The following is a 22,832-nucleotide window of genomic DNA, read 5'->3' as shown; positions in this document are numbered from 1 at the left end:
CCCATGGCGAGGGACCGGCACTCCGCCGCGCTGGCTCGGTTCGGCGAACCGCCTCCTCCGCTGCCTGCATCAACGCAGTAGCCGCCCAACGCCGCCGCCGAGACGTCGCACATGGTCGCCGGTGCGGCGTTTGAACGACCATCTGCGACGTCTCGACGAACCGAGACGCCTTGCCGGCGCCTCAGCGCCGCAGGTTCACCTGCAGGATCTCCTCCTGGTACGGGGCGCGGACGGCGCCGGAGACCCTCAGGTCGAGCAGGAGGAACGGCCGCTCATCGGCGGGGAGCTCGCGCCAGCGCGCGAGCGCCTGCAGGTCGTCGAGCGTCCGCACGATGACCCCCTCTGCGCCGACGGCGCGCGCGAGGCCGGCGAAGTCGACCTCGGGGATCTCCATCGGCCCGCGGGCGAGGCCCATGACGCCGTAGAGGTGGACCTCGGCGCCGTACGCGCCGTCGTTCCACACCACCGCGAGCCCGCGTCCGCGCGCCACGCGCACGGCCGACTCGAGGTCGGCGATCGCCATCAGCCCGCCGCCGTCGCCGGTGGTCAGGACGATGGTCGACTCCGGCCGTGCGCGAGCGGCACCCGGCACCGACGGGAAGCCGAGGCCGATCGACTGGTACGCCGTGCCGATCATCATCATCCGGTCGGGCGAGGCCACTGGCCAGAACATGTTCGCCCAGCCGATGAAGTGCCCGCCGTCGGAGACGACGACCCGGTCCTCGGGCAGCAGCTCCGCGATCGCCGCAGCGGCGCTTCGGGGGTCGAGTCGCCCGTCGGGCGCGAGACCGTCGCCGGCGTCGTACGTCCGGAGCCCCGCGACGTCCACCGCCTCTCGCCACCCCGACGGCGTCGCCGCGAGCTGCTCGAACTCGTCGGCGAGGGCGCGCGCCGCGAGGGCGGCATCCGCCCGCAGGTACCGGCCGACCTGCGGATGCGTCGCCGCGGCCGCCACATCGACCTGCGCGATCGTGGCGCCCGGGGAGAAGAGCTCGCCGAACCGCATCGTGAACTGATTGAGCGACGCCCCGAACACCACGACGACGTCGGCCTCGCGGATCGTGGCCATCGCGCCTTCCGCCCCGAATCCGCCGGTGACCCCCAGGTCGTACTCGCTGCGCGGGAACACCCCACGGCCGAGCGCGGTGGATGCCGTGAGTGCCCCGACCGCGTCGGCGAGGCGTCCGAGCTGCTCACCGGCGCCCGCCGTCCACGCGCCGCGGCCGGCGAGCAGCAGGGGGCGCTCGGCCGTCGCAAGCGCACGGGCGACAGCGGTGACCGTCGCGAGCGCGTGCGGTCCGGTCGGGGCGAGGGGCGCGGGCAGGACGGGATCGGGCGTCGCCGGGATCTCGCCCGCGTCGCGCCCGCCGACGTCGTAGGGGATCGCCAGGACGACGGGGATGCGGAACGACAGTGCGTGCTCGATTGCGATGACCGTCGTGGCTGCGGCATCCGTCCGTCCGACGGTGTACGTGCGTACTCCGACGGCCGACGCGAGCGAGAGCTGGTCGACGTCCCACGGCCGCGGGCCGGAGGTCGGCTCGTCGCCGACGACGAGCACGAGCGGCACGCGCGCCTGCGCGGCCTCGGCGAGCGCGGTGAGCGTGTTGGTGAAGCCCGCCCCGTACGTCGATGTCGCCGCGGCGAGTCCGCCGCCGGCGCGGAAGTGCGCGTCGGCGGCGACGACCCCGCCCGCCTCGTGGCGGACTGCGGTGAAGGTCACGTCGTCGCGACGCTCGAGCGCGTCGAGGACGAGGGCGTTGCCGTTGCCCATCACCCCGAAGACGTGATCGATGTGCGAGGCGAGGGCGGCGGCGACGTGGGCGGCGACGGTGGGCATGACAACTCCTGGAGACGATGACGACGGATGCCGTATGTGTCTCGCGCTCCGCGACGATGCGGGTGGCTGCGTGCCCCTTTTCCGAGCACCAGGACCTCGAGCGGTCCCGGACGCCACAAGTATAGGCACGCGCAAGAGCGCGCCGTGGCACACTGCGATCATGCTGCAGACGATGGAGATCAGCCTCACGCCGTTCGACGCTGCCCGGATCGTCCTCGACCACGTGCAGTCGTCGGGGATGACGGTCGAGTGCGTGGGACAGCACGCGACGGCGACGGATGCCGGGCATCAGAGCGCGCTGCTGATCTTCGAGAAGTACTACATGCGCACGAGCAGTCGGGCCTCGCTGACGGTGCTCCTCGAGAACCTGGCGGGTCCGTCGAAGGTCGTGTTCCGCGGCTCGGGCGGCGGGGAGGGCGCACTGTTCCGCTTCGACTGGGGCGCGAACGCCGATTTCGCCGCCACCGTCGTCGACGCTCTCCAGCCGTACGCGACGGCCTGACGCGGGCCGACGAATGGATGCCGCAGAGGTCCGCAGTCGGCGACTCCGGTCGCACCTGCTCGCCGAGCCGGCGGCGACCGTCACCGACGTCGCGGGCCGCCTTTTCGCGGTGCAGGCGCAGGATTTCGCCGCGGGCCGGTGGGCCCTCGGCATCCGTACCTCCGGCGAGGTCACCGTCGGCGAGGTCGACCGGGCGTTCGACGACGGACGCCTCGTGCGCGCCTGGACGCAGCGCGGGACCCTGCACATCGTCGAGCCGGCCGCCGTCGGCACCATCCTCGCCGTCACGGGCGAACGGCAGGCGCGCGCGTACGGGATCGACGCGGAGCTTCTCGATCGCGGCGAACGCGTCTTCCGGACCGCGCTCGCCGCGGCAGGGTCCCTGACCAGAGCGGCGTTCGTCGACGCGCTTCAGCGAGACGGCATCGCCGGGTCGGTCACGGCGGGCAGCCGCATCCTCACCGCGCTGTCGATCCGCGGCGTCCTCGCCCTCGGCCCCGTCGTCCCGCGCGAGGAGGGCGTCGCGCGGGAGCAGTACCTCGTCGCCCTTCCTCCCCCCGGCGCCGCCTCGGAAGATCCGACGACGGACCTCCTGATCGCCTACCTCCGCGGGCACGGGCCTGCGTCGAGCAGCGACTTCGCGTGGTGGGCCGGCCTGCCTGCGGGTGCAGCCCGCGCCGCCGCCGAGCGGGCCGAGGAACGGCTCATCGCGCTCGGCGACGGGCTGCTCGCCCTGCCCGACACGGGAGGGGCATCCCTCGTCGGGACCGTGGCCCTTCCCGCCTTCGACGAGTACGTCCTCTCCTACGCCGACCGGTCGATCGGGATGGGCGCCGGCGACCGGCTCACGGTCGGACCCACCGCCAACGGGATGGTGCGTCCCGTTCTCCTGCGCGACGGTGTCGCCGTCGGAACGTGGGCTCTGTCGCTCGCTGCCGGCAGCCGCGGCATCCCGGAAGCGACACTCTTCCCCGCCGAATCGGATGCCGGAGTCAGCGAGGCGCTCGCCCGGGTTCGCGGCTTCTTCGGATTCGCTTAGCGATCCTGGCGTCGTTGCGCAAGAAGTTCTCGCTCTCTTCCGGCCGGATTACCGTCCTCTCATGCGCGCCGATCCCGGCGGGCCCGTCGAAGGGAGAGCATGATGCCCTCTCTTCCGCGCGATGTTCCCGACCGGATCCTCGTCGAGCGGGCCATCGATGGCGACGCGGTGGCGTTCGGTGAGTTGCTCCGGCGTCACTCCTCGCTGGTCCGCGCCTACGTCTACCGCATCGTCGGCTCGATGGCTGACACGGACGACGTCGTGCAGGATGCGTTCGTCACGGCCTGGAAGCAATTGCCGACCCTCCGGGACCCGGCGGCGTTCCGGTCGTGGCTCATGCGCATCGCCGGCCGCGAGGCACTCGCCGTCGCCACGCGCAGGTCGAAGGAGGATCCGCTCGATGAGGCGATCCTCCCGGCGTCGTTGCAGGCGCAGCCGGAGCGGGCGGCCATCCAGAACGACCGCTTGGCAGCCCTGTCGAGAGCGCTCGATCGACTGAAGGAGGATCAACGCCGATGCTGGTTGCTGCGGGAAGTCGCAGAACTGAGCTACGCCGAGATCGCAGAAGAGATGACCATGACCGAGAGCACCGTCCGGGGAGTGCTCGCCCGCGCGCGGGCGAGCATCGCGATCGAGATGGAGGGATGGCGATGACCGACGACGATTCCGCGCTCGACTGCGGCCGCACCATCGAGCACCTCAGCAGGTACGTCGAGGCGGGTCGCACGCCGCGCGACCCCCACATCGAGTCGTGCCCCGACTGCCTGAACGCGATCGAAGCGCTCGAGCGCGTCGGCCAGTTGTCCCGCGACCTGCTGGCGGATGACGCCGAGCGGATGCCGCGCCCTCCCGAGAGCTGGTTCGAAGGGATCCTCTCCGTCATCCACTCCGAGCTCCGCGCCGGTCGCAGCTTCCCCATCCATCACCCCGACCCCCGCGTCACCATCACGGTCACCGAGGGCGCCGTCCGCTCCCTGGTGCGATCGAGCGCCGACGAACTCGACGGAATCTACCTCGGCCGAACCGAGATCGTCGGCGACGCCGAGACCCCGGGTGCTCCGGTGCGCATCGAGCTCACGGCATCCGTCGCCTGGGGGAAGTCCATCCCGGAACTCACGAGTTCCCTGCGCACCCTCGTCTACCGGGTCCTCGCCGAGCACACCGAACTGAACATCACCGCCGTCAACGTCGCCGTGGATGAGCTCCACGGAACAGAAGGGAAGGAGTGAGCACATGACCGGACCGCTCTCCACCGACCGCCCCGCGGACAACCCCGACGGACAGGCCGACCAGCTCGACCTCGTCGCGCGCGTCCGCGCCGTCGACGGTGTGACCGACGTCTACTCGCCCCGATCCGCCATCAGCCGCGTCCCCGGGCTGATCGCGGCGGCCGCCGGAGCCGCCGACGACCGCATGGCGGAGATCGCGGTGACAGTCCGGGACGGGACGCCGCTCGTCGCCGCACGGATCGCGACAGCCTCGCACGACAACACGCCCGCTGCTGCCCGCCGCGTCGCCGATGCACTCCTGACGAACACCCCGGAGGACGCGCAGATCAGCATCCAGATCGCTCGGATCCACTAGGCCGAACCTCTCCTCGAGATTCTCCGAACTTTTTTGTGACGAATCGGGACGCCGGTCCCTCTTATGTACGAGGCCGAAAGCAACGGCCCGAGACGCGGAACCCGCGTCGACAAGATCGTTCGAGAAAAAGGAGACATCATGGCCACCGAGACCCCGAAGACCACCACCCCCGCCGTGACCGGAACCGGCCGCGTCGACCGCACCTCCCCCACCGCGGAGGAGACCTCGTCCGCGACGAGCGGCACGACCGTCATCGCCGATGGCGTGGTCGCCAAGGTCGCCGGTATCGCCGCACGTGAGATCCCCGGCGTTCACGCTTTGGGTGGCGGCGGAGCCCGTGCTCTCGGTGCCATCCGCAACGCGATCAACGCGACGGACCTGGGCCAGGGCGTGAAGGTCGAGGTCGGCGAGACGCAGGCTGCCGTCGATCTGACGATCGTCGTCGAGTACCCGACGCCCGTTCACCAGGTCGCGTCGCAGGTCCGGGACGCCGTCGCCGGCGCCATCACCCGCCTCGTCGGACTCGAGGTCGTCGAGGTCAACGTGACCGTCGACGACGTGCACATCCCGGGTGACGAGGACGAGGAGCACGAGGAGTCGCGCGTCTCATGAGTGCCACTGTCATCGGCGCTCTGACCGGCGCCATCCTGGCCGTCGTCGGTCTCGTGTTCGGGTTCTGGGGATTCCTCCTCACCGCCCTGTTCATGGCCATCGGGGCCGTGATCGGCCGTATCGCGTCGGGCAAGCTCGACGTCCGGGCCGTCACTGACGCCTTCACGGGACGGCGCACCTCCTGATGCGTACCGACACCGACGGAACGGCGGGCGGCGGGTCCGTGCGACCCGCCGCCGCGGCCCCCGGCGTCGCCGGCCGTACCGATGTCGCCGAGCGTGTGCTCGTCGGCGTCGCGCGGGCGGTGTCCGCCGATGTCATCGGCGTCCCGCGGGGCGAGGTCTCCGTGGGTGTCGCCGATCGGCGGGACGGCATGGCTCTCAAGGTTTCGAGCCCCCTGCCCGTCCCCGACCTCGATGACCCGGACGCGGTGCGCAGCACCGTCCCCGTCCTCGAGCGCGCTGCGCAGATGCAGGAGCAGCTGCGCGAGCGACTGACTCATCTCCTCGGGCGCGATGTCGCCCGTGTCGACATCACCATCACCGGTGCCCGGATGCCGGAAAGGAAGCGTGTGCGATGACCACCCCCGTGCTGCGTCGCGTCGTCCGCCGCGAGACCCACTCGCCGCGCAGCGTCGCGTTCGCCGTCGTCGTCCTCGTCGGGATCGTGCTGGCCCTGTACGTCGCGGTCGAGCTGATCCTCGCCCTCGCGTCCCAGACTCCGCTGCTCGTGCGGCCGATGACCGCCCTGGAGTGGCTGGCGGGGCTCCCGGGCAACGCGCCCGTGGCAGCCGGCGTCGCCGGAGGTGTCGTCGTGGCGGCTGTGGGCCTCTGGCTCGTCATCCTGGCCATCTCGCCAGGGCGCCTGTCCAAGCACGAAGTGGATGCCGGCGGCCGCGTCGCCGTCATCGACAACGGAGTGCTCGCCTCGGCGCTGGCACAGCGGGTGAGCGACGAGACGGGGATCGCCCGCGACCGTGTGACCGTCGGGGTCGCCCACCGGAGCGTGGATGTCTCCGTCCGGCCGGGAGCAGGCATCCCGATCGAGAAGTCCCAGGTCGCGTCGTTCGCAGAGGCGGAGGTCGCCTCGCTAAAGCTCGCGCGCCCCGTCCGCACCCGCGTTCGCATCGAGCGCACCGATGAAGAGGAGAAGGTGGCATGAACGACACGAACCGTGCGCTGAACCGCACCGTGCTCCTGATCGTCGGACTCGTCCTCCTGATCGGCGGGGGAGCGGCGGCAACGGCAGCAGCCGTCCCGGCCGTGGCCGACGTGTGGACCACGACGGGTAAGACCGTCGTCGACGGGCTCCGTGCCGCCGGCGACGCCACGACGATCGCCGGCACCACGCTCAGCTGGGCCGTGATCGGTGCGACAGCCGTCGCGATCGTCATCGCGGGCGTGCTGTTCGCGAGCCTCACCACCCTCGTCAGCCGTCGCACCCGCACGGTCCTGCGTTCGAGCGGATCGCAGACACCACTCGGCCGGGTCACCGTCACCGAGGGATTCGCCGCCGACGCGGTCAAGAACTCGCTCGCCCGTCAGGACGGCGTGCTCTCTGCCTCCGTCACGGCCCACGCGGTCAAGCAGGAGCCTGTCCTCCACGTGAGCGTGACAGCTCGCCAGGGGGCCGACCCCCGGAGCCTCGTCGACGACGTCGACCGCGTCATGGACGGGCTGGCGGCTGTGACCGGCACGGAAACCGCTGCGTACATCTCCGTCCACGGCGGGCTGCGAAGCAGACTCGCCACCGACGCACCGCGGGTCAGCTGACCCGCCCCAAGCCCCGGTCCAGGCGCCGGTTCACCACCCACCACACAGAAAGGAGACCCTCATGGGACTCGACGACAAGATCAAGAACGCCGCTCAGGACATCACCGGCAAGGCGAAGGAAGCGATCGGCAAGGCCACCGACAACGACAAGCTCGTTGCCGAGGGCAAGGCCGACCAGACCAAGGCCGACGCGAAGAAGGCCGGCGAGAACGTGAAGGACGCCTTCAAGAAGGACTGATCTTCACCACTCGCGCCATCGGGCAACGGGGGGCGGCGCGAAAAGGGCGGGGAGCACGAGGGGACCGTGCTCCCCGCTTTCGCGCGCCGGCGGGGCGCACACGTCGAACCGAGGTCGTCCTCAGCCGAACAACCCCGCTCCCACGAACGATCCGCTCTTCGCGCCGGGCGGGATCACCCAGGTGCCGGACGCGATGTGCCGGACGTACTCGTTCATGAGGTCGGTCGAGAGGGCCCGCTGGAGCGTGACGAACTGGTCGGGGCTCCGCTGGTAGGACAGGAAGAACAGGCCGGCATCGAGGCGTCCGAGACCGGTGTTGCCGTCGACGTAGTTGTACCCGCGCCGGAGGATGCGGATGCCGCCGTTGAGGTCCGGATGGGCGAGGCGCACGTGCGAGGCGTGGTCGATGGCGGGGGAGCCGGCGGCATCCTTCGTGCGGAAATCGGGCGCCGTCGTCTCTTTCCCGCCCGACAGCGGCGCGCCCTCTGATTTGTCGCGGCCGATGATGCGCTGCTGCTCCGAGAGCCGCACGCGGTCCCAGGTCTCGATGAGCATCGCGACCTTCCGCGCGACGAGGTACGAGCCGCCGGCGAGCCAGGCGGGATCGTCCTTCGCGCCGACCCACACGTGGTCGGCGAGCGCGGCGGTGTCGTCGGCCAGGATGTTCGCGGTGCCGTCCTTGAACCCGAAGAGGTTGCGGGGTGTCGCCTGCGCGGATGTCGTCTTCGAGGTCTTGCCGAATCCCAGCTGCGACCACCGCAGGCGCGCACGCCCGAACGCGATCCGGCTCAGGTTGCGGACCGCGTGCACGGCGACCTGCGGATCGTCGGCGCAGGCTTGGATGCAGAGGTCGCCGTTCGACGCGTCGGGCGCGAGGTCGTCGCCGAGGAAGGCGGGAAGCTTCGCCAGACCGCGCGGTCGCTGCGACGCGATTCCGTAGCGGTCCTTCCCGTCCTCCGTCTCGAAGAGGGTGGGCCCGAAGCCGATCGTGATGGTGAGGCCGGATGCCGGCAGCCCGAGAGCCTCGCCGGTGTCGTCCGGCGGCGCCTCGGGCGACCCGCCGACCGCGCCGGTCGCGCTCACCTGCAGCCCTTGCGTCATCCGGGCTGCGGCGTAGCTCCAGTCGGCCAGGAGCGACCGCAGGTCATCCCGGCTCGTGCCCTCCATCATGTCGAACGAGGCGAAGTGCAGGTGGTCCTGCATCGGTGTCGTGATGCCCGCCTGATGCGTGCCGAAGAATGGGTGGACGGATGCCGCCCCCTCCTGCTCTGCACGCTCGCGCCCGACCGCGACGCCGACCGCCGAGCCCGCACCCGCGCCGAGCGCGAGGCCCGCGGCGCCGACCCCGGCGGCCAGGCTGAACAGGCCGCGCCGGCTGAGCGACGGTCGAGCGGCCTCGTCGGGTGACGATTCCTCGGTGCTCATTGCAGCACGGTCGAGGTGAGACGGGACAGGGGCTCGGCGAGAGCGTTGATCAGGTCGGTGAATTCGCGCTTGTCGTCCTCGGTGAGGGTCTTGTAGGCGACGAAGCCCTCATCGAGGGAGCCGTGGGCGGCGAGTGCGGCGTCCAGGTCGTCGTAGCGACGAGCGATCTCGGTCGAGAGCTTCTTGCCGTCCGAGCCTGCGGCCGCGGCGAAATCCTGCACGAGGGAGAACGCCATCTTGGAGCCTTCGACGTTCGCCGCGAAGTCGGACAGGTCGGTGCCCGACCACCAGTCCTCCTCGCCGCTGATCTTCCCGGTGGCCACCTCGTCGAGCAGCGCGATCGCCCCGTTGGAGATGCCGGCGACGCCCTGGGCGTCGAGAGCCTTCTGGAACGCCTCGGAGTGCACGTAGTCGTTGAGTTCGCCGACGTCCGCGATCAGCTTGTCGCCGTACGTGGCGCGTTCCTTCGTCGTCGACGGAGCCCAGTCCTGCCACGCCGGCGTCTCGCCGTCCGCGTTCAGCGCATCCTTCTTCGGGACCCACAGGTCCTTCTCGATCCGGTGGAAGCCGGTCCAGTCGAGGCCTTCCGCGACGGCATCCACCTCGCGGTAGTCGATGCGCGGGTCGAGGTCGCCGAGGGACTCGGCCACCGGCTCGATGCGCTCATAGAACGCGCGCACCTTCGGGAACTGCGCGCGGGCATCGTCATCCTCGCCCGACTCGTACGCCGTCGTGAACGCGTCGACGGCGGGCACGAGCTGTTCGACCTGGTCCTTGACGAACGCCGCGTACAGGTCGACGGCCTTCTGCTTCTGCTCGGCGTCGTCGCCGGTGGCGGCGACCGTCCCGCCTGTCACGCTGAAGTCGGCTCGTCCCACTCCCTCGCCGACCATGCCCGGCTTGCAGAGCGTCTTGTACTGCCCCGGCTGCGCGACGACGGTGAGCGTGCGCTCGGCACCGGGGGCGATGTTCTCGACCTCGCCGATGATGCGCAGCCCGTCTTCGGCGAGGAGGTAGAACTCGCTGATCTGCGAGCCGGTGTTGGACACCGCGAACGTCAGCGTCCCGCTCTGCGCCGACGCGGCCGAGACGTCGCACGTCGAGTCGGTGGAGGTGACGGTGAGTGCATCCGCGTTCGCGACCTCGGACTTCGCGACGCATCCCGAGAGGACGAGTGCACCGACGGCGGCGAGGGCGAGGGCGGCGTGCACCTTCGTGAGACGGGGGCGGGTCATGATGCTCCTAGGGATGCGTGACGGGATGCGATGGTGTCGGTGGATGCGGCGGGAGCCTGGCGCGGGCGCCCGATCAGGCCGCGGACGAAGAAGGTGCCGACGACGGCGAGGTAGAGGGCCCAGGCGATCACCTGGAGCCAGGTCATCTCGGGCATGAAGCCGACGGTCGCCTGCAGGATCGCGGCGAGCGCGCTGCCGGGAGGGATCTGCCCGCTGACATCGAACGCCCATCCGAAGGGGAACCCGGCCCATCCCACGCCGACGGCCCCCGTCGCTGCGTCGATCGTCGCCGCGTCGGAGAACGGCCCGGGGAGGACGCCGGCTTCCTGCAGATCGTGGAATGCGTAGGCCAGGACGCCGGCCGCGACGATGACGAGGAACCCGCCGGTCCAGGCGAAGAACCGTCGGAGGTCGAGCCGCACGGCCCCGCGGGCCAGCAGCCACCCGAGGACGACGGCGACGGCGAGTCCGAGCACGGCGCCGAGCCAGCCCGGTCCCTCCTGGCCGGCGGTCTGCACCATCGACCAGAGGAACAGTGTCGTCTCGATGCCTTCGCGCGCCACGGACACGAAGCCGATGAGCACGATCCCCCAGAAGCCGCCCATCGCGAGCGCGCGGTCGACGCCGCTCTCGAGGTGGGAGCGCATCGTCCGCGCGGTCCGCTGCATCCAGAAGATCATCCACGTGACCATTCCGACCGCCAGCAGGGACAGCAGCCCGCCGAGGAGCTCCTGGGCTTGGAAGGTGAGCGCGTAGGCGCCGAAGGTGAGGACCGCGCCGATGACGAGCACGAGTGCCGCTGCGAGACCGACCCCGGCCCAGAGCTTCGGCAGGACGTCGCGGCGTCCGATCCGGACGAGGTAGGCGACGAGGATGCCGACGACGAGAGCGGCCTCGAGGCCTTCGCGGAGGCCGATGAGGAAGGGAGGGAGGAGCGACGCGAGCACGGGTATCTCTTCGGGTGTTCGGGAGTGAGGCCGGTGCCCGCTGCCCCGTCGCAGCCCGTCCGCGGACCTGCTGCAGGATGCCGCAGATTAGGTTAGGCGAACCTCACTCGCGTGAGCGTACACCCGCTGCACGGTGGCGCTCAACACGATGCTCAGGCGTGTCGATCCAGGAACGCGTAGACCTCGCCGTCGTCGACGCCGGGGAACATCCCGCTCGGAAGCGGCGAGAACATCTGCATGTGAACGCGGGCGCTCGGCCATGCCTTGCCCTGCCACCGCTCGGTCAGCGACGTGTCGGGTCGCCGGCAGCACGCTTCGTCCGGGCAGGTCGAGGTGGCCCGCTTCTGCGTCTCGCGCCCGCGGAACCACCGTGCGTCGTCGAACGGCACCCCGACTGTGATCGAGAACTCGCCGTCTGCGGTCGTGCCGGTCTGGCTGGAGCACCAGAACGTTCCGCTGGGAGTGTCGGTGTACTGGTAGTGCTCGGTCGTGCGGTTCTGCTCGGCGAAGGCGGATCGCGCTGCGAACTTCCGGCACACCATCTGGCCCTCGACCGATCCGGTCACATCCATCGGCAGGGGGAGGCCGTCGTTCTCGTACACGCGGTTGATCGCGCCTGCGCCGTCGACGCGCAAGAAATGCAGCGAGATGTCGAGATGCCGCGTCAGGAGGTTGGTCATCCGCATCGCCGCGGCTTCGTGCGTGACGCCGAACGCATCGCGGAAGTCCTCGACGGCGAGGTTCCGATCCTTCTTCGCCTGCGCCAGGAAAGCGACCGACGCCGTCTCGGGCATGAGGCAGCAGGCCGCGTAGTAGTTGATCTCCAGGCGCTGCTGCAGGAAGTCCGCGTAGTCGGTCGGGGGCGTGTGTCCGAGCAGGCGGTGCGCCATCGCCTGGAGGGCCATCGAGCGCAGGCCGTGACCGCCGGGAATGGATGCCGGGGGCAGGTAGATCCGCCCGTTCTCGAGGTCGGTGACCGATCGCGCCGAGTGCGGCAGGTCGCTCGCGTAGATCAGCTCGAACCCGAGCTGCTCCGCCATGATGCTCACCGTCCGGTGGGTGAGGGCGCCGGTGGTGTGGCCGGCGGCCTTCAGCTTCTTCTCGGCGAGCTTCTCGATCTCTGGCAGGTAGTTGTCCTGCTCCCGCATGCGCAGGCGCAGCTCGGTGTTGGCACGGCGAGCCTCTTCGGGCGTCGCGATCGACTCCCGCTCGCGTCGTTCGAGCTCGCGGTGGAGGGCGAGGATCCCCTCGATTGTCTCATCCGACATCGTCTTGGTGACCCGTACGGGCGGCACGCCGAGGCGGCGGAAGACGGGGCTCCGCTGCGCGCGCTCGAGATCGAGCTCCAACGCGGCACGGCGGTTCGGCGGCTCGGTGGAGAGGAGGTCGGCGACATCGGTCCCCGTTGCGGCGGCGATCGCCTGGAGGACGGAGAGCTTCGGCTCCCGCTTGCCGTTCTCGATGAGGCTGAGCTGGCTCCCGGCGATGCCGACGATCGCCCCCAATTCGTCGAGCGTGTACCCGTGGGCGGTCCGCTGGTGGCGGATGCGGTGACCGAGGGTCGAGAGCTGGAGGGGCGTGACCATGATCTTGATGTTAGCGAAAGAAAACCGATTCTTGACGCCGCCAAGTCGCGAAAAACTGGTCGAACGACGCGCACAGTGGAAACACGTCCACCCCGACCGAGGAGCGCCGAATGGCCATCGCAGACCTGTTCACCCGCCCCACCCGCACCGGCTCGACGCCGATCGTCGCCCATGGGACGACGGCGCCCACCGGCATCCGTCCCCGCGCCGCCGGCGATGCCATGGCCGCCCTCCACGCCTGGGTCGACGAGATCGCGGAGCTCACGCAGCCCGCCCGCATCCACTGGGTCGACGGCTCGGCCGCCGAGAACGACGCCCTGCTGCGCCAGCAGGTCGACGAGGGCAAACTCATCAAGCTCAACCCCGAGTGGCGTCCCGGTTCCTACCTGGCGCGCTCGCACCCGAGCGACGTCGCCCGCACCGAGGGTCGTACGTTCATCGCCTCGGAGCGTGAAGAGGATGCCGGTCCCACGAACAACTGGATCGCGCCCGACGAGATCCGCGCGACGATCACCCCGCTGTTCGAAGGCAGCATGCGCGGTCGCACGATGTACGTCGTGCCGTTCTCGATGGGCGCCGTCGGCGGCCCGCTCTCGCACATCGGCGTCCAGGTGACCGACAGCGCCTACGCCGTCACCTCCATCGGCATCATGACGCGCGTCGGCGCCGAGGTGCTGCAGCAGATCGCCGACGGCAAGCCCTGGGTCAAGACCGTGCACTCGGTGGGAGCGCCGCTCGCCCCCGGACAGCAGGACGAGGCCTGGCCCTGCAACGACGAGAAGTACATCGTCCACTTCCCCGAGACGCTCGAGGTCTGGTCGTTCGGCTCCGGCTACGGCGGCAACGCGATCCTCGCCAAGAAGTGCTTCGCGCTGCGCATCGCCTCGGTCATCGGCCGCGACGAGGGCTGGCTCGCCGAGCACATGCTGCTCATCCGCGTCATCGACCCGGCAGGCAAGACGTACCACGTCGCCGCCGCCTTCCCCTCGGCCTGCGGCAAGACGAACCTCGCCATGCTCCGCCCGACGATCCCCGGCTGGCGGGTCGAGACGCTCGGCGACGACATCGCCTGGCTCCGCCCGGGGGAGGACGGTCGCCTCTGGGCGATCAACCCGGAGGCCGGCTTCTTCGGCGTCGCGCCGGGGACGGGCGAATCGACGAACGTGACGGCGGTCGACACCCTCTGGGGCAACACGATCTTCACGAACGTCGCGCTCCGCCCCGACGGCGACGTGTGGTGGGAGGGCCTCACCGACGAGGCGCCCGCCGAGCTCACCGACTGGGAGGGTAAGCCCTGGACCCCGGCATCCGGTCGTCCCGCCGCCCACCCCAACTCCCGCTTCACCGTCAGCGCGGGGCAGTGCCCGCAGATCGCCGACGACTGGGATGCACCCGAGGGCGTGCCGCTCGACGCGATCCTGTTCGGCGGGCGCCGCGCCACCAACGTGCCGCTGGTCGTCGAAGCCACGGACTGGACCCACGGCGTCTTCATGGGCTCGAACATCTCGTCCGAGCGCACCGCCGCCGCCGAGGGACTCGTGGGCGAACTGCGCCGCGACCCGTTCGCCATGCTGCCCTTCTGCGGCTACAACATGGCGGACTACTTCGGCCACTGGCTGAAGGTCGGTCAGAAGCTGCGCTTCGACCGGGCTCCGCGCATCTTCCAGGTCAACTGGTTCCGCAAGGGCTCGGACGGTCGGTTCCTGTGGCCGGGCTTCGGCGACAACGCCCGCGTCATCGACTGGATCATCCGCCGCATCGACGGGTCCGTCGGCGCCGTCGACAGCCCCGTCGGGCGCCTGCCGAAGACCGACGATCTCAACCTCGCGGGGATCGACGTGCCGCAGGCGGATCTCGATGAGCTGTTCGCGGTGGACCCGGCATCCTGGCTCGCCGAGGCCGACCTCACCGAGGAGTTCTACCGGACGTTCGGCGGCAAGGTCCCGCCGGCCCTCTACGCCGAGCTCGCCGCCCTGCGCTACCGCCTGCAGCGCGCGCAGCAGGAGGCCTGACCCTCCGCACGCCGAGACGTCGCAGATGGTCGTCTTTCCTCGCGGAAGGCGACCATCTGCGACGTTTCGCGTCAGACGAGCAGCTGACGGGCGGCGAGGTCGCGGTAGAGCGGGACGTCGCGGATCAGCTCGTCGTGCGTGCCCTGACCGACGACGCGGCCGTGGTCGAGGACGACGATGAGGTCGCTGTCGACGACGGTCGACAGCCGGTGGGCGATGACGACGAGCGTACGCCCCGCGGCGACGGCGTCGATCGCCTCGCGCATGCGCTGCTCGTTGAGGCCGTCGAGCGACGACGTCGACTCGTCGAGCAGGAGGATCGGGGGAGCGGCCAGCAGGGCGCGCGCGATCGCGAGACGCTGACGTTCACCGCCCGAGAGCATGACCCCCGCCTCGCCGACGGGAGCCTGCAGGCGCAGCGGCGACCGTTCGAGCACCTCGGTGAGGTTCACGGCCTCGAGCACGCGCTCGCAGTCCGCGTCGGACGCGTTCGGCGAGGCGAGGCGCAGGTTGTCGGCGATCGTTCCGGCCAGGGTCGGGGCATCCTGCTCGACGTAGCCCAGGCGCGCGCGCAGCGACAGTCGGTCGAGCGCACGTGCGTCGACGCCGTCGACGAGAACGGCGCCCGAGGTCGGGTCGTAGAAGCGCTCGATGAGCGCGAGAGTCGTCGACTTCCCCGCGCCCGAGGGACCGACGAGCGCCACGCGCGAGCCGCGGGGCACCCGGAACGAGACGCCGCGGAGCACGGTCGCCTCGGGTTCGGGCTCGGCGTCCTCGGGGAGCGGGGCCCGAGCGTCGGCGAGGGTCTTGAGCGCTTCGTCCTGCGCGTTCCGGCGGGCGCGGACGACCGCGTCGGGGTACGAGAAGTGCACGTCGCGGAACTCGATCGCGGCCGGGGAGTCGGACTCCGCCGCCGCCGCGGATGTGGCAATCGCGGCATCCTCGGCCGTCTCGTCGGGCAGATCGAGGACCTCCTGGATGCGGCCCAGCGCGCCGAGCGCCTGGTTCACCGAGGTGATCGCGCCGAAGAACGATGCCAGCGGCTGCACGAGGAAGAACAGGAACATCACGAAGACGACGAGCTGAGCGATCTCGATCGCGCCGGATGCCACGCGGAACCCGCCGACGCCGAGCACGACGAGCAGCGACACCTGGAGCGCGATACCGGCCACCGGCACGACGATCGCGGAGGCCTTCGCGACCTTCACGCCCGCGTCGTACGCCTCGCTCGCCGTCGCCGAGATCGCGTCCTGCTCGCGCGACTCCGCACCGGACGCGCGGATGGTGCGGATCGAGCCGATCGCTCGTTCCACGCCCGAGGCGAGCGCCCCCACCTTCTCCTGCTGCACGGATGTGGCTCGACGGATCCGCCCGCTCAGGATGCCGACGACCGCCGCCGACGCGCCGATCACGACCACGATCAGCAGGAGCAGGACGGGGTCGATCACGAGCATCGCGATGATCGCGCCGACGAAGATCAGGGCGTTGCCGATCGAGTCGGCGAAGCCCTGCGTGAGGACGGCGTAGAGGAGCGTCGTGTCGGTGCCCACTCGTGAGACGAGATCGCCGGTGCGGCGCGCGTCGTACTCCTGCACCGGCAGGCGCAGGAGCTTCGCGATGAGGCGGCGACGGCTCGAATAGACGACGGCGGTGCCGGTGCGCTGCAGCAGGTAGTGCTGGAACCCGCCGACGAGGGAGGACACCACGACGAGTCCGACCAGGACCCAGACGAGGATGCCGAGGGCCTGACCCGCCTGCACGCGGCCGATGACGTCGCCCACCAGGAGCGGCTGCACGAGGGTCGCGGCCGCTTCGAGCACGCTGAGGACGCCGACCACGACGAGGACGCGCTTGTGCTCGAGGAGGAAGGGCAGGAGCTGGCGGAGGCTGGCCCGGGGGCCGTCGTCCTTCGAGGGGCGGCGCAGACCGCGGCGGGGCGTGGACATCCCTCTATCTTCCCCCGTACTTCTTATGAGCAGCTTGCTTGCTGACGCCCAGCGCGCTGGCGACGGCCTGCCAGGAGTAGCCCTGGACGCGTGCGCGTCGCACCTGCGCCTCCTCGGCACGCGCGAGCTCGCGCCTGATCTCGGCGAGACGATGCAGCTCGGCGATCGGTTCGCCGTCGGGCGACGAACCGATCAGGGTCCGGATGTCGGTGGTCATGTCATCGCCTTCCTTTCGCGTCAACGTTAATTGACGCCTGCGGCGGTGTCAATATCGGTTGACGGTCACCCTGTCGTGTCCCAGCCCGTCGATAGTGTGGTCCGGTGCCAGAACCCGTGATCCGTGCCGAAAGCCTCGTCAAGGCCTACAAGAGCAAGGGCAAGCCCGACTTCGTCGCCGTCGACGGACTGTCGTTCGAGGTCGCCCCGGGGGAGTCCTTCGGCCTCCTCGGTCCCAACGGCGCCGGCAAATCGACGACCATGAAGATGATCGGCGCCGTCTCGACACGCACAAGCGGTGACCTCTCGATCCTGGGGCTCGACCCGGACCGGTACGGCCCGGAGATCCGTTCGCGCCTGGGTGTCGTCCCGCAGCAGGACAACCTCGACGGCGAGCTCAACGCCCGCGAGAACCTCTACATCTACGGTCGGTACTTCGGTCTCCCGGGCAGGGTCTGCGCCGAGAAGGCCGACGAGCTGCTGGCGTTCGCCCAGCTCGAGGACAAGGCGAAGAACAAGGTCGACCAGCTGTCCGGCGGCATGAAGCGCCGGCTCACGATCGCACGCGGGCTCATCAACGATCCGCGCATCCTGCTGCTCGACGAGCCCACGACGGGCCTCGACCCGCAGGCGCGTCACGTGCTGTGGGACCGGCTGTTCCGCCTGAAGGAGCGGGGCACGACGCTCGTCCTCACGACCCACTACATGGATGAGGCGGAGCAGCTGTGCGACCGGCTCATCGTCGTCGACAAGGGCCGCATCATGGCCGAGGGGAGCCCGTCTTCCCTCATCCGCGAGCACTCCAGCCGCGAGGTGCTCGAAGTGCGCTTCGGCTCGGACCGCAACGAGCATGTCGCCGCGCAGCTGCAGGGCATCGGCGACCGCGTCGAGGTGCTGCCCGACCGCATCCTCGTCTACGCGCACGACGGCGAAGCCGCTCTCGAACGCGTGACGGCGTCGGGACTGCAGCCGATGACGAGCCTCGTCCGTCGCTCGAGCCTGGAGGACGTCTTCCTCCGTCTGACCGGACGGTCGCTGATCGAATGAGCGACACGACCGAGGCGGCGCAGCCGACGCTCGACGAGCTCCGCGCCGAGGCGATGCAGTGGGGTCGCAAGCCCCGGCGCCGCGGCAGCTGGTACGTCACCGAGCACATGATCCGTGCGATGCGCGCGTACGGATGGACGATCGTGGTCGGAGCGCTCGGCCAGCCCGTTCTCTACCTCCTGGGACTCGCGGCCGGACTCGCCGCCCTCATCCAAGCCCCCATCGACGACCGCGGCGTGCAGGTCGACTACCTCGTCTTCGTCGCCCCCGCCCTGCTCGTCACAGCGGCGATCTCAGTCGCCTCGGAGGAGATGACCTATCCGGTCATGGCGGGATTCAAGTGGCGTCGGTACTTCTTCGGGTTCAACGCGTCGGCGCTGTCGAGTCCTCAGATCGCGAACGGCGTCATCATCGGGGCGGCGGCGCGGATGGCGTTCGCGGTCGCGGCGTACTACCTGTTCATCTGGCTGCTCGGCGCCCTCGGCATCGGCTGGACCACGGTGCCCAACCCCGAGACCGGCTGGCTCGCGATACCCGCAGGTCTGCTCGCGGGTCTCGCCTTCGGCATCCCGCTCATGGCATATGCGGGCTCGATCGAGGACGACAAGGGGCAGTTCGCCCTCGTCCAGCGCTTCATCTTCATGCCGATGTTCCTGTTCTCGGGCACCTTCTACCCGCTCGAGACCCTGCCCGTCTGGCTCCAGTGGATCGGGTGGGTCTCGCCCCTGTGGCACGGCGCCGAGTTGGGGCGCCTCGCCACCTACGAAGCCGCGGTGCCGCCGGTCATGGTCGTCGTCCATCTCGCCTACCTGCTCGTCCTGTCGGGGGTCGGCTACCTGTGGGCACGGAAGGTCTTCATCGAGAGGCTCGCGAAGTGAGCGCCGCCACGGTCGAGCCGGCCACCCGCCGCGGCGGCGTGCGCGCGCTATGGGCGGGCAATCCGGGCGCCGTCGTGCAGCGCGGGTTCCTCGCCGCCCGATCCTCGAGCTGGGCCGTCGTCCTGTCCGGCTTCTTCGAGCCGGTCTTCTACCTCGCCTCGATGGGACTCGGGCTCGGGTCGCTCATCGGCGACGTCCAGACGTCTCAGGGCATCGAGGTCAGCTACGCCGCCTTCATCGCACCGGCCCTCCTCGCGGTCTCGGCGATGAACGGCGCGATCTACGACTCCACCTGGAACGTCTTCTTCAAGCTGAACTACGGCAAGCTCTACGAGGGCATGCTGGCGACCTCGCTCGGACCGCTCGACGTCGCCCTGGGCGAGATCCTCTACGCGCTGCTGCGCGGCCTGCTGTACGCGACGGGATTCATGATCGTCATGCAGGTCCTGGGGTTGAACCTCGCGTGGACGGCGATCCTCGCCATCCCCGCCGTCCTGCTGATCGCCTTCGGTTTCGCGAGCCTCGGCATGGCGATCACGAGCTACATGAAGACGTTCCAGCACATGGACTGGATCAACTTCGTGCTCCTGCCGATGTTCCTCTTCTCGGCGACGTTCTACCCGATCACCGTCTACCCCGGGTGGGTGCAGTCGGTCGTCATGGCGCTCCCGCTCTGGCACGGCGTCGAACTCATCCGCGGACTGACCACTGGCATCCTGTCGGTCGGGATGCTGTGGCACGTCCTCTACTACGTCGTCATGATCGCCGTCGGGCTCGTCTTCACGACGAAGCGCCTGCGCGCCCTGTTCCTCGACTGAGGATGCCGCTCAGCGGCCGGATTCCATGACGTCGCGCGCCTTGCGGATGCGACGGGGGTTCACCGGGTGGGTCGCGAGCACGACCTTGCCCCGGGAGTGGAGCTTCAGCAGGTCGTCGTACGCCTCGGCGACATCGGCGAGCGGATAGAAGCCCGACACGAGGACGTTCACCGCCCGCTTCTCGGCGAGGTCCACGACCTTGCGGAGCTGGTCGGTGCCGTGCGCGACGGCGTCCGGTTCGTCCGACAGCAGGGCGACCTCCCGGTCGCGCCGGTCGGCGCTGGAGCGGAACTTCCCCGCCGGGACGCCGAGAGCCTCGGCGATGTCCTGGCCGTCCTGGCCGAAGTTGTCGATGTAGGTGCTGACCCCGTCGGGCGCGAGCGCCCGGATGCGGTCGACGATGCCTTCGCCGTAACGCACGGGCTTCACCCCGAGCTGACGCAGGTAGTCGAAGTTGCGGTCGCCGCACGTCCCGATGACGCGGGCGCCCCGGTGCATCGCGATCTGGGCCTCAATGCTTCCGACGCCGCCGGCCGCCGCCGAGATGACGACGGTGTCACCCGCGCCGACTTTGAGTTCGTCGAGGATGTCGAGCGCCGTCGTCCCGGCGAGGTAGAGGCCGCCCGCGGTCTCGAACGTCACGTTCTTGGGCTTGCGGACGAGGCGGCCCACGGGGACCGTGACGTGGCTCGCCTGTGCTCCGGAACGGACGTGGCCGACGACGTCACTGCCGACGGGGAAGCCGGCGGTGTCGGGGCCGACGGCGATGACGGTTCCCGCGAAGCAACTGCCCGAGCGTCGGGGGAATTCGTCGTCCCATTCCTTCTCGGCGCCGGAGCGGACGAAACCATCGATGTGGTTGAGGCCCATCGTCATGACCTCGACGGTGACTTCGCCCGGACCGGGTTCGGGCAGGTCGCGGGTGACGAGGTGCAGCACCTCGGGTCCGCCGGTCTGGTCGTACTCGACGACCGATGCCTGGGTCACCTTCTTGATCGCCATCGCGTGCTCCTCGTGTGCCTGTGGGGCCGACGATAAACCCGGACCCACGCCCAGGGGAGCTCTTGACAGAACGGATGCCGCGGCCCTCCCGGTGGGGTGGGCCGCGGCATCCGTCGATTCAGGTGAGGGTCAGCGCGAGTGGAGCTCCGCGTGTCCGATGTTGGTCTCGTACTCGACGTCCTTCGTCTCCTTCGACAGCCACAGGGCGACGAAGGTGAGGACGGCGGAGCCCGTCAGGTAGACGCCGACGAGCCACGGCGAACCGCCGGCGGCGGCCCACAGCGCGGTCGCGACGATGGGCGCCAGGGCTGCGCCGAGGATCGACGACACGTTGTACGAGATCGCCGAGCCGGTGTACCGGACGTTGGTCGGGAACAGCTCGGGCAGGAGGGCGCCCATTGGGCCGAAGGTCGCGCCCATGAGCATGAACCCGAGGATGAGGAAGCCCTGCACGAGGGCGCCGGTGAACTTCGGGTCGAGCTGCGGCAGGAGGAACACGTTGAACAGCAGGCCGAAGACGCCGATCAGGCCCGTGATCCACAGCAGCAGCCGGCGGCGGCCGATGGTGTCGGCGACGGGGCCCGACAGCAGCGTGAAGATGCCGAAGAAGATGACGCCGACGATCTGCATGATGACGAAGTCCGTGTACCCGAAGCCGAGGCCGGGCACGTAGGTCGCGGCGTCGAACGCCGTCCCGGTCGCTTCCGCGGCCGCGGCGGCGCCCTCGGTCGTCGCCTTCGTGCCGTAGGCGAGGGTGAACGCGGTCATCAGGTAGAAGAGCACGTAGGTCGCCAGCATGATGAACGTGCCGAGGATCAGCTGCTTCCAGTGCCGGCGGATGACTTCACCCAGCGGGAACTTGCGGATCGCGCCGGTCTTCTCGGCCTTCGCGAACGTCGACGACTCGACGAGCTTCAAGCGCACATAGAGACCGACGATGACCATGACCGCCGAGAACAGGAAGGGCACGCGCCAGCCCCACGCGAGGAACGCCTCGGAGCGCTGCGCCGGGCCGTCGGGGTGGGGGAGGGCGAAGTAGATCGCGAGGAAGACCGAGTTCGCGATGATGAAGCCGATCGGCGCGCCCAGCTGGGGGAAGGTGCCGTACCAGGCCCGCTTGCCCTTGGGGGCGTTCTCGGTCGCGACCAGCGCGGCGCCCGACCACTCGCCGCCGAGCGCGAAGCCCTGTGCGAGGCGGAGAAAGAGCAACAGGATCGGGGCGACGATGCCGACCTGATCGAAGGTCGGCAGGAAGCCGATGAGGAACGTCGCGACGCCCATCGTGAGGAGCGATCCCACGAGGGTCGCCTTGCGGCCGAACTTGTCGCCGAAGTGACCGAAGATCACGGCGCCGACGGGGCGCGCGACCATGGCCGCGCCGAAGATGCTGAACGAGAGCAGCAGGTTGGTGGTGTCGTTCCCGGCGGGGAAGAACAGGATGGGGAAGACCAGGACGGCGGCGGTCGCGTAGACGTAGAAGTCGTAGAACTCGATCGTCGTGCCGACCAGGCTCGCGGTGATGACGCGGGAGCGCGGATTGGCGGGTGCGGCGGATGCCGCGGGTGCTGCGGATGACATGCGGGGGACCTTCGGAATGAAGCGGTGGGTCCTCATGGGACGCGTCGGCGGCGGATGCGCTCGCAGGGGTGACGCGAGGGCATCACAGCACTGGGATCACCGAGGCGCCGACGGAGTGGTCGACGCGCAAACCTCCACACTACTCCTGGCTGTCAGACAGGATGCGGGCGGTCAGCGCCAGATGACGGCGAGACCTGCGTTCACGAGCGTCAGGATGCCGATGGGCCAGAAGATCCCGGCGGGGACCGAGCCCGTCTTCCGCAGTCGTCCAGCGCCGGCGCCGAGGAGCCCGCCGATGAGCACGAGGATGACGAGCTTGATGCCGATCTTGGCGTAGTTGAGGTCGTGGCCGAGGCCCCACGGAGCCGACAGTGCGAGACCGGCGACGAGGGCGATGCCCAGGCCCCAGTGCATGATGCGCGTCACGCGCCGCTGGCCGACGAGTTCGACCACCCATGCGCCGAAGAGCGTCGCGAAGCCGATGAGGTGGACGAGAACGACGATGCTGCGCAGGGTCTCCATTCCCTCAGGCTACCTGAAGGTGGCGACCCTGCG

General features: G+C 69.9%; 25 protein-coding genes. 15 read left to right on the top strand and 10 right to left on the bottom strand.

Annotated features, from left to right (window positions below; all coding sequences use genetic code 11):
* Positions 1-181: 181 nt before the first annotated feature.
* Complete coding sequence (locus tag ABCU91_RS14215) at positions 182-1,840, bottom strand: thiamine pyrophosphate-binding protein (protein WP_413354205.1); 1,659 nt, start codon at positions 1,838-1,840, stop codon at positions 182-184.
* Positions 1,841-2,000: 160 nt separating this feature from the next.
* On the opposite strand from ABCU91_RS14215, the gene ABCU91_RS14210 reads away from it, so the two are divergent.
* From ABCU91_RS14210 to ABCU91_RS14160, 11 genes are all read left to right on the top strand, one after another.
* Positions 2,001-2,342, top strand: a complete 342-nt coding sequence (locus ABCU91_RS14210) for a DUF6054 family protein (protein WP_413354204.1) — start codon at positions 2,001-2,003, stop codon at positions 2,340-2,342.
* Positions 2,343-2,355: 13 nt separating this feature from the next.
* The gene (locus ABCU91_RS14205; protein WP_413354202.1) at positions 2,356-3,381 is read left to right on the top strand and encodes a winged helix DNA-binding domain-containing protein; all 1,026 of its coding nucleotides are present in this window, start codon (positions 2,356-2,358) and stop codon (positions 3,379-3,381) included.
* Between the two features lie 102 nt (positions 3,382-3,483).
* Complete coding sequence (locus ABCU91_RS14200; protein WP_133400272.1) at positions 3,484-4,035, top strand: RNA polymerase sigma factor; 552 nt, start codon at positions 3,484-3,486, stop codon at positions 4,033-4,035.
* The gene (locus ABCU91_RS14195) at positions 4,032-4,610 is read left to right on the top strand and encodes an Asp23/Gls24 family envelope stress response protein (RefSeq protein ID WP_413354201.1); all 579 of its coding nucleotides are present in this window, start codon (positions 4,032-4,034) and stop codon (positions 4,608-4,610) included. The genes ABCU91_RS14200 and ABCU91_RS14195 overlap by 4 nt, the downstream gene beginning before the upstream one ends.
* A gap of 4 nt (positions 4,611-4,614) precedes the next feature.
* Entirely contained in the window at positions 4,615-4,965 is a 351-nt protein-coding gene (locus ABCU91_RS14190; protein ID WP_413354200.1) for a hypothetical protein, read from the top strand.
* 138 nt (positions 4,966-5,103) lie between these two features.
* Positions 5,104-5,577, top strand: a complete 474-nt coding sequence (locus ABCU91_RS14185; protein ID WP_406923538.1) for an Asp23/Gls24 family envelope stress response protein — start codon at positions 5,104-5,106, stop codon at positions 5,575-5,577.
* Positions 5,574-5,762: a DUF2273 domain-containing protein gene (locus tag ABCU91_RS14180; protein WP_413354199.1), complete on the top strand. Its 189-nt coding sequence runs from the start codon at positions 5,574-5,576 to the stop codon at positions 5,760-5,762. Before ABCU91_RS14185 ends, ABCU91_RS14180 begins: the two co-directional genes overlap by 4 nt.
* Positions 5,762-6,157: a hypothetical protein gene (locus tag ABCU91_RS14175; RefSeq protein ID WP_091356174.1), complete on the top strand. Its 396-nt coding sequence runs from the start codon at positions 5,762-5,764 to the stop codon at positions 6,155-6,157. The genes ABCU91_RS14180 and ABCU91_RS14175 overlap by 1 nt, the downstream gene beginning before the upstream one ends.
* Complete coding sequence (locus ABCU91_RS14170; RefSeq protein ID WP_413354198.1) at positions 6,154-6,738, top strand: DUF6286 domain-containing protein; 585 nt, start codon at positions 6,154-6,156, stop codon at positions 6,736-6,738. The genes ABCU91_RS14175 and ABCU91_RS14170 overlap by 4 nt, the downstream gene beginning before the upstream one ends.
* Positions 6,735-7,349: a hypothetical protein gene (locus ABCU91_RS14165; RefSeq protein WP_133400267.1), complete on the top strand. Its 615-nt coding sequence runs from the start codon at positions 6,735-6,737 to the stop codon at positions 7,347-7,349. The genes ABCU91_RS14170 and ABCU91_RS14165 overlap by 4 nt, the downstream gene beginning before the upstream one ends.
* A gap of 61 nt (positions 7,350-7,410) precedes the next feature.
* Positions 7,411-7,587, top strand: a complete 177-nt coding sequence (locus ABCU91_RS14160; protein ID WP_091356164.1) for a CsbD family protein — start codon at positions 7,411-7,413, stop codon at positions 7,585-7,587.
* 120 nt (positions 7,588-7,707) lie between these two features.
* Here ABCU91_RS14160 and efeB read toward each other — a convergent pair whose 3' ends face one another.
* From efeB to ABCU91_RS14140, 4 genes are all read right to left on the bottom strand, one after another.
* Complete coding sequence (efeB, locus tag ABCU91_RS14155; protein WP_413354197.1) at positions 7,708-9,012, bottom strand: iron uptake transporter deferrochelatase/peroxidase subunit; 1,305 nt, start codon at positions 9,010-9,012, stop codon at positions 7,708-7,710.
* A complete protein-coding gene (gene efeO, locus ABCU91_RS14150; RefSeq protein ID WP_413354196.1) occupies positions 9,009-10,247 on the bottom strand; it encodes an iron uptake system protein EfeO in 1,239 nt (412 codons plus the stop codon). Before efeO ends, efeB begins: the two co-directional genes overlap by 4 nt.
* Positions 10,244-11,194 (bottom strand): iron uptake transporter permease EfeU, encoded by a 951-nt coding sequence (efeU, locus tag ABCU91_RS14145; protein ID WP_413354194.1) that lies wholly within the window; start codon positions 11,192-11,194, stop codon positions 10,244-10,246. Before efeU ends, efeO begins: the two co-directional genes overlap by 4 nt.
* Before the next feature lie 152 nt (positions 11,195-11,346).
* Entirely contained in the window at positions 11,347-12,780 is a 1,434-nt protein-coding gene (locus ABCU91_RS14140) for a helix-turn-helix domain-containing protein (RefSeq protein WP_413354193.1), read from the bottom strand.
* Positions 12,781-12,890: 110 nt separating this feature from the next.
* Here ABCU91_RS14140 and ABCU91_RS14135 point away from each other — a divergent pair, with 110 nt between their 5' ends.
* A complete protein-coding gene (locus ABCU91_RS14135; protein ID WP_413354191.1) occupies positions 12,891-14,792 on the top strand; it encodes a phosphoenolpyruvate carboxykinase (GTP) in 1,902 nt (633 codons plus the stop codon).
* Between the two features lie 71 nt (positions 14,793-14,863).
* Here the strand turns inward: ABCU91_RS14135 and ABCU91_RS14130 are convergent, their stop codons facing one another.
* Both ABCU91_RS14130 and ABCU91_RS14125 read right to left on the bottom strand, forming a co-directional pair.
* Positions 14,864-16,738: an ABC transporter ATP-binding protein gene (locus ABCU91_RS14130; RefSeq protein WP_413354190.1), complete on the bottom strand. Its 1,875-nt coding sequence runs from the start codon at positions 16,736-16,738 to the stop codon at positions 14,864-14,866.
* 4 nt (positions 16,739-16,742) lie between these two features.
* The gene (locus ABCU91_RS14125; RefSeq protein WP_065569826.1) at positions 16,743-16,955 is read right to left on the bottom strand and encodes a transcriptional regulator; all 213 of its coding nucleotides are present in this window, start codon (positions 16,953-16,955) and stop codon (positions 16,743-16,745) included.
* 104 nt (positions 16,956-17,059) lie between these two features.
* Between ABCU91_RS14125 and ABCU91_RS14120 the strand changes: the two genes are divergently transcribed.
* The 3 genes from ABCU91_RS14120 to ABCU91_RS14110 are packed head-to-tail and all read left to right on the top strand — an operon-like array spanning position 17,060 to position 19,697.
* Positions 17,060-18,001 (top strand): ABC transporter ATP-binding protein, encoded by a 942-nt coding sequence (locus ABCU91_RS14120; protein ID WP_406923549.1) that lies wholly within the window; start codon positions 17,060-17,062, stop codon positions 17,999-18,001.
* Positions 17,998-18,879, top strand: coding sequence for an ABC transporter permease (locus ABCU91_RS14115; RefSeq protein WP_406923550.1), 882 nt, complete (start codon positions 17,998-18,000; stop codon positions 18,877-18,879). The genes ABCU91_RS14120 and ABCU91_RS14115 overlap by 4 nt, the downstream gene beginning before the upstream one ends.
* Positions 18,876-19,697, top strand: a complete 822-nt coding sequence (locus ABCU91_RS14110) for an ABC transporter permease (RefSeq protein ID WP_413354189.1) — start codon at positions 18,876-18,878, stop codon at positions 19,695-19,697. The genes ABCU91_RS14115 and ABCU91_RS14110 overlap by 4 nt, the downstream gene beginning before the upstream one ends.
* A 9-nt stretch (positions 19,698-19,706) precedes the next feature.
* Here the strand turns inward: ABCU91_RS14110 and ABCU91_RS14105 are convergent, their stop codons facing one another.
* The 3 genes from ABCU91_RS14105 to ABCU91_RS14095 form a co-directional block, all read right to left on the bottom strand.
* Positions 19,707-20,699 (bottom strand): NADP-dependent oxidoreductase, encoded by a 993-nt coding sequence (locus ABCU91_RS14105; protein ID WP_413354188.1) that lies wholly within the window; start codon positions 20,697-20,699, stop codon positions 19,707-19,709.
* 129 nt (positions 20,700-20,828) lie between these two features.
* Entirely contained in the window at positions 20,829-22,277 is a 1,449-nt protein-coding gene (locus ABCU91_RS14100) for an MFS transporter (RefSeq protein WP_413354187.1), read from the bottom strand.
* Positions 22,278-22,448: 171 nt separating this feature from the next.
* A complete protein-coding gene (locus ABCU91_RS14095; protein WP_413354186.1) occupies positions 22,449-22,799 on the bottom strand; it encodes a Fe-S protein in 351 nt (116 codons plus the stop codon).
* Positions 22,800-22,832: the final 33 nt, after the last annotated feature.

The sequence above is a fragment of the Microbacterium phoenicis genome (genome assembly GCF_047302325.1).
GTDB lineage: Bacteria > Actinomycetota > Actinomycetes > Actinomycetales > Microbacteriaceae > Microbacterium.
The sequence above is the reverse complement of the archived record's forward strand: the minus strand, read 5'-3'. Positions and strand labels throughout refer to the sequence as shown.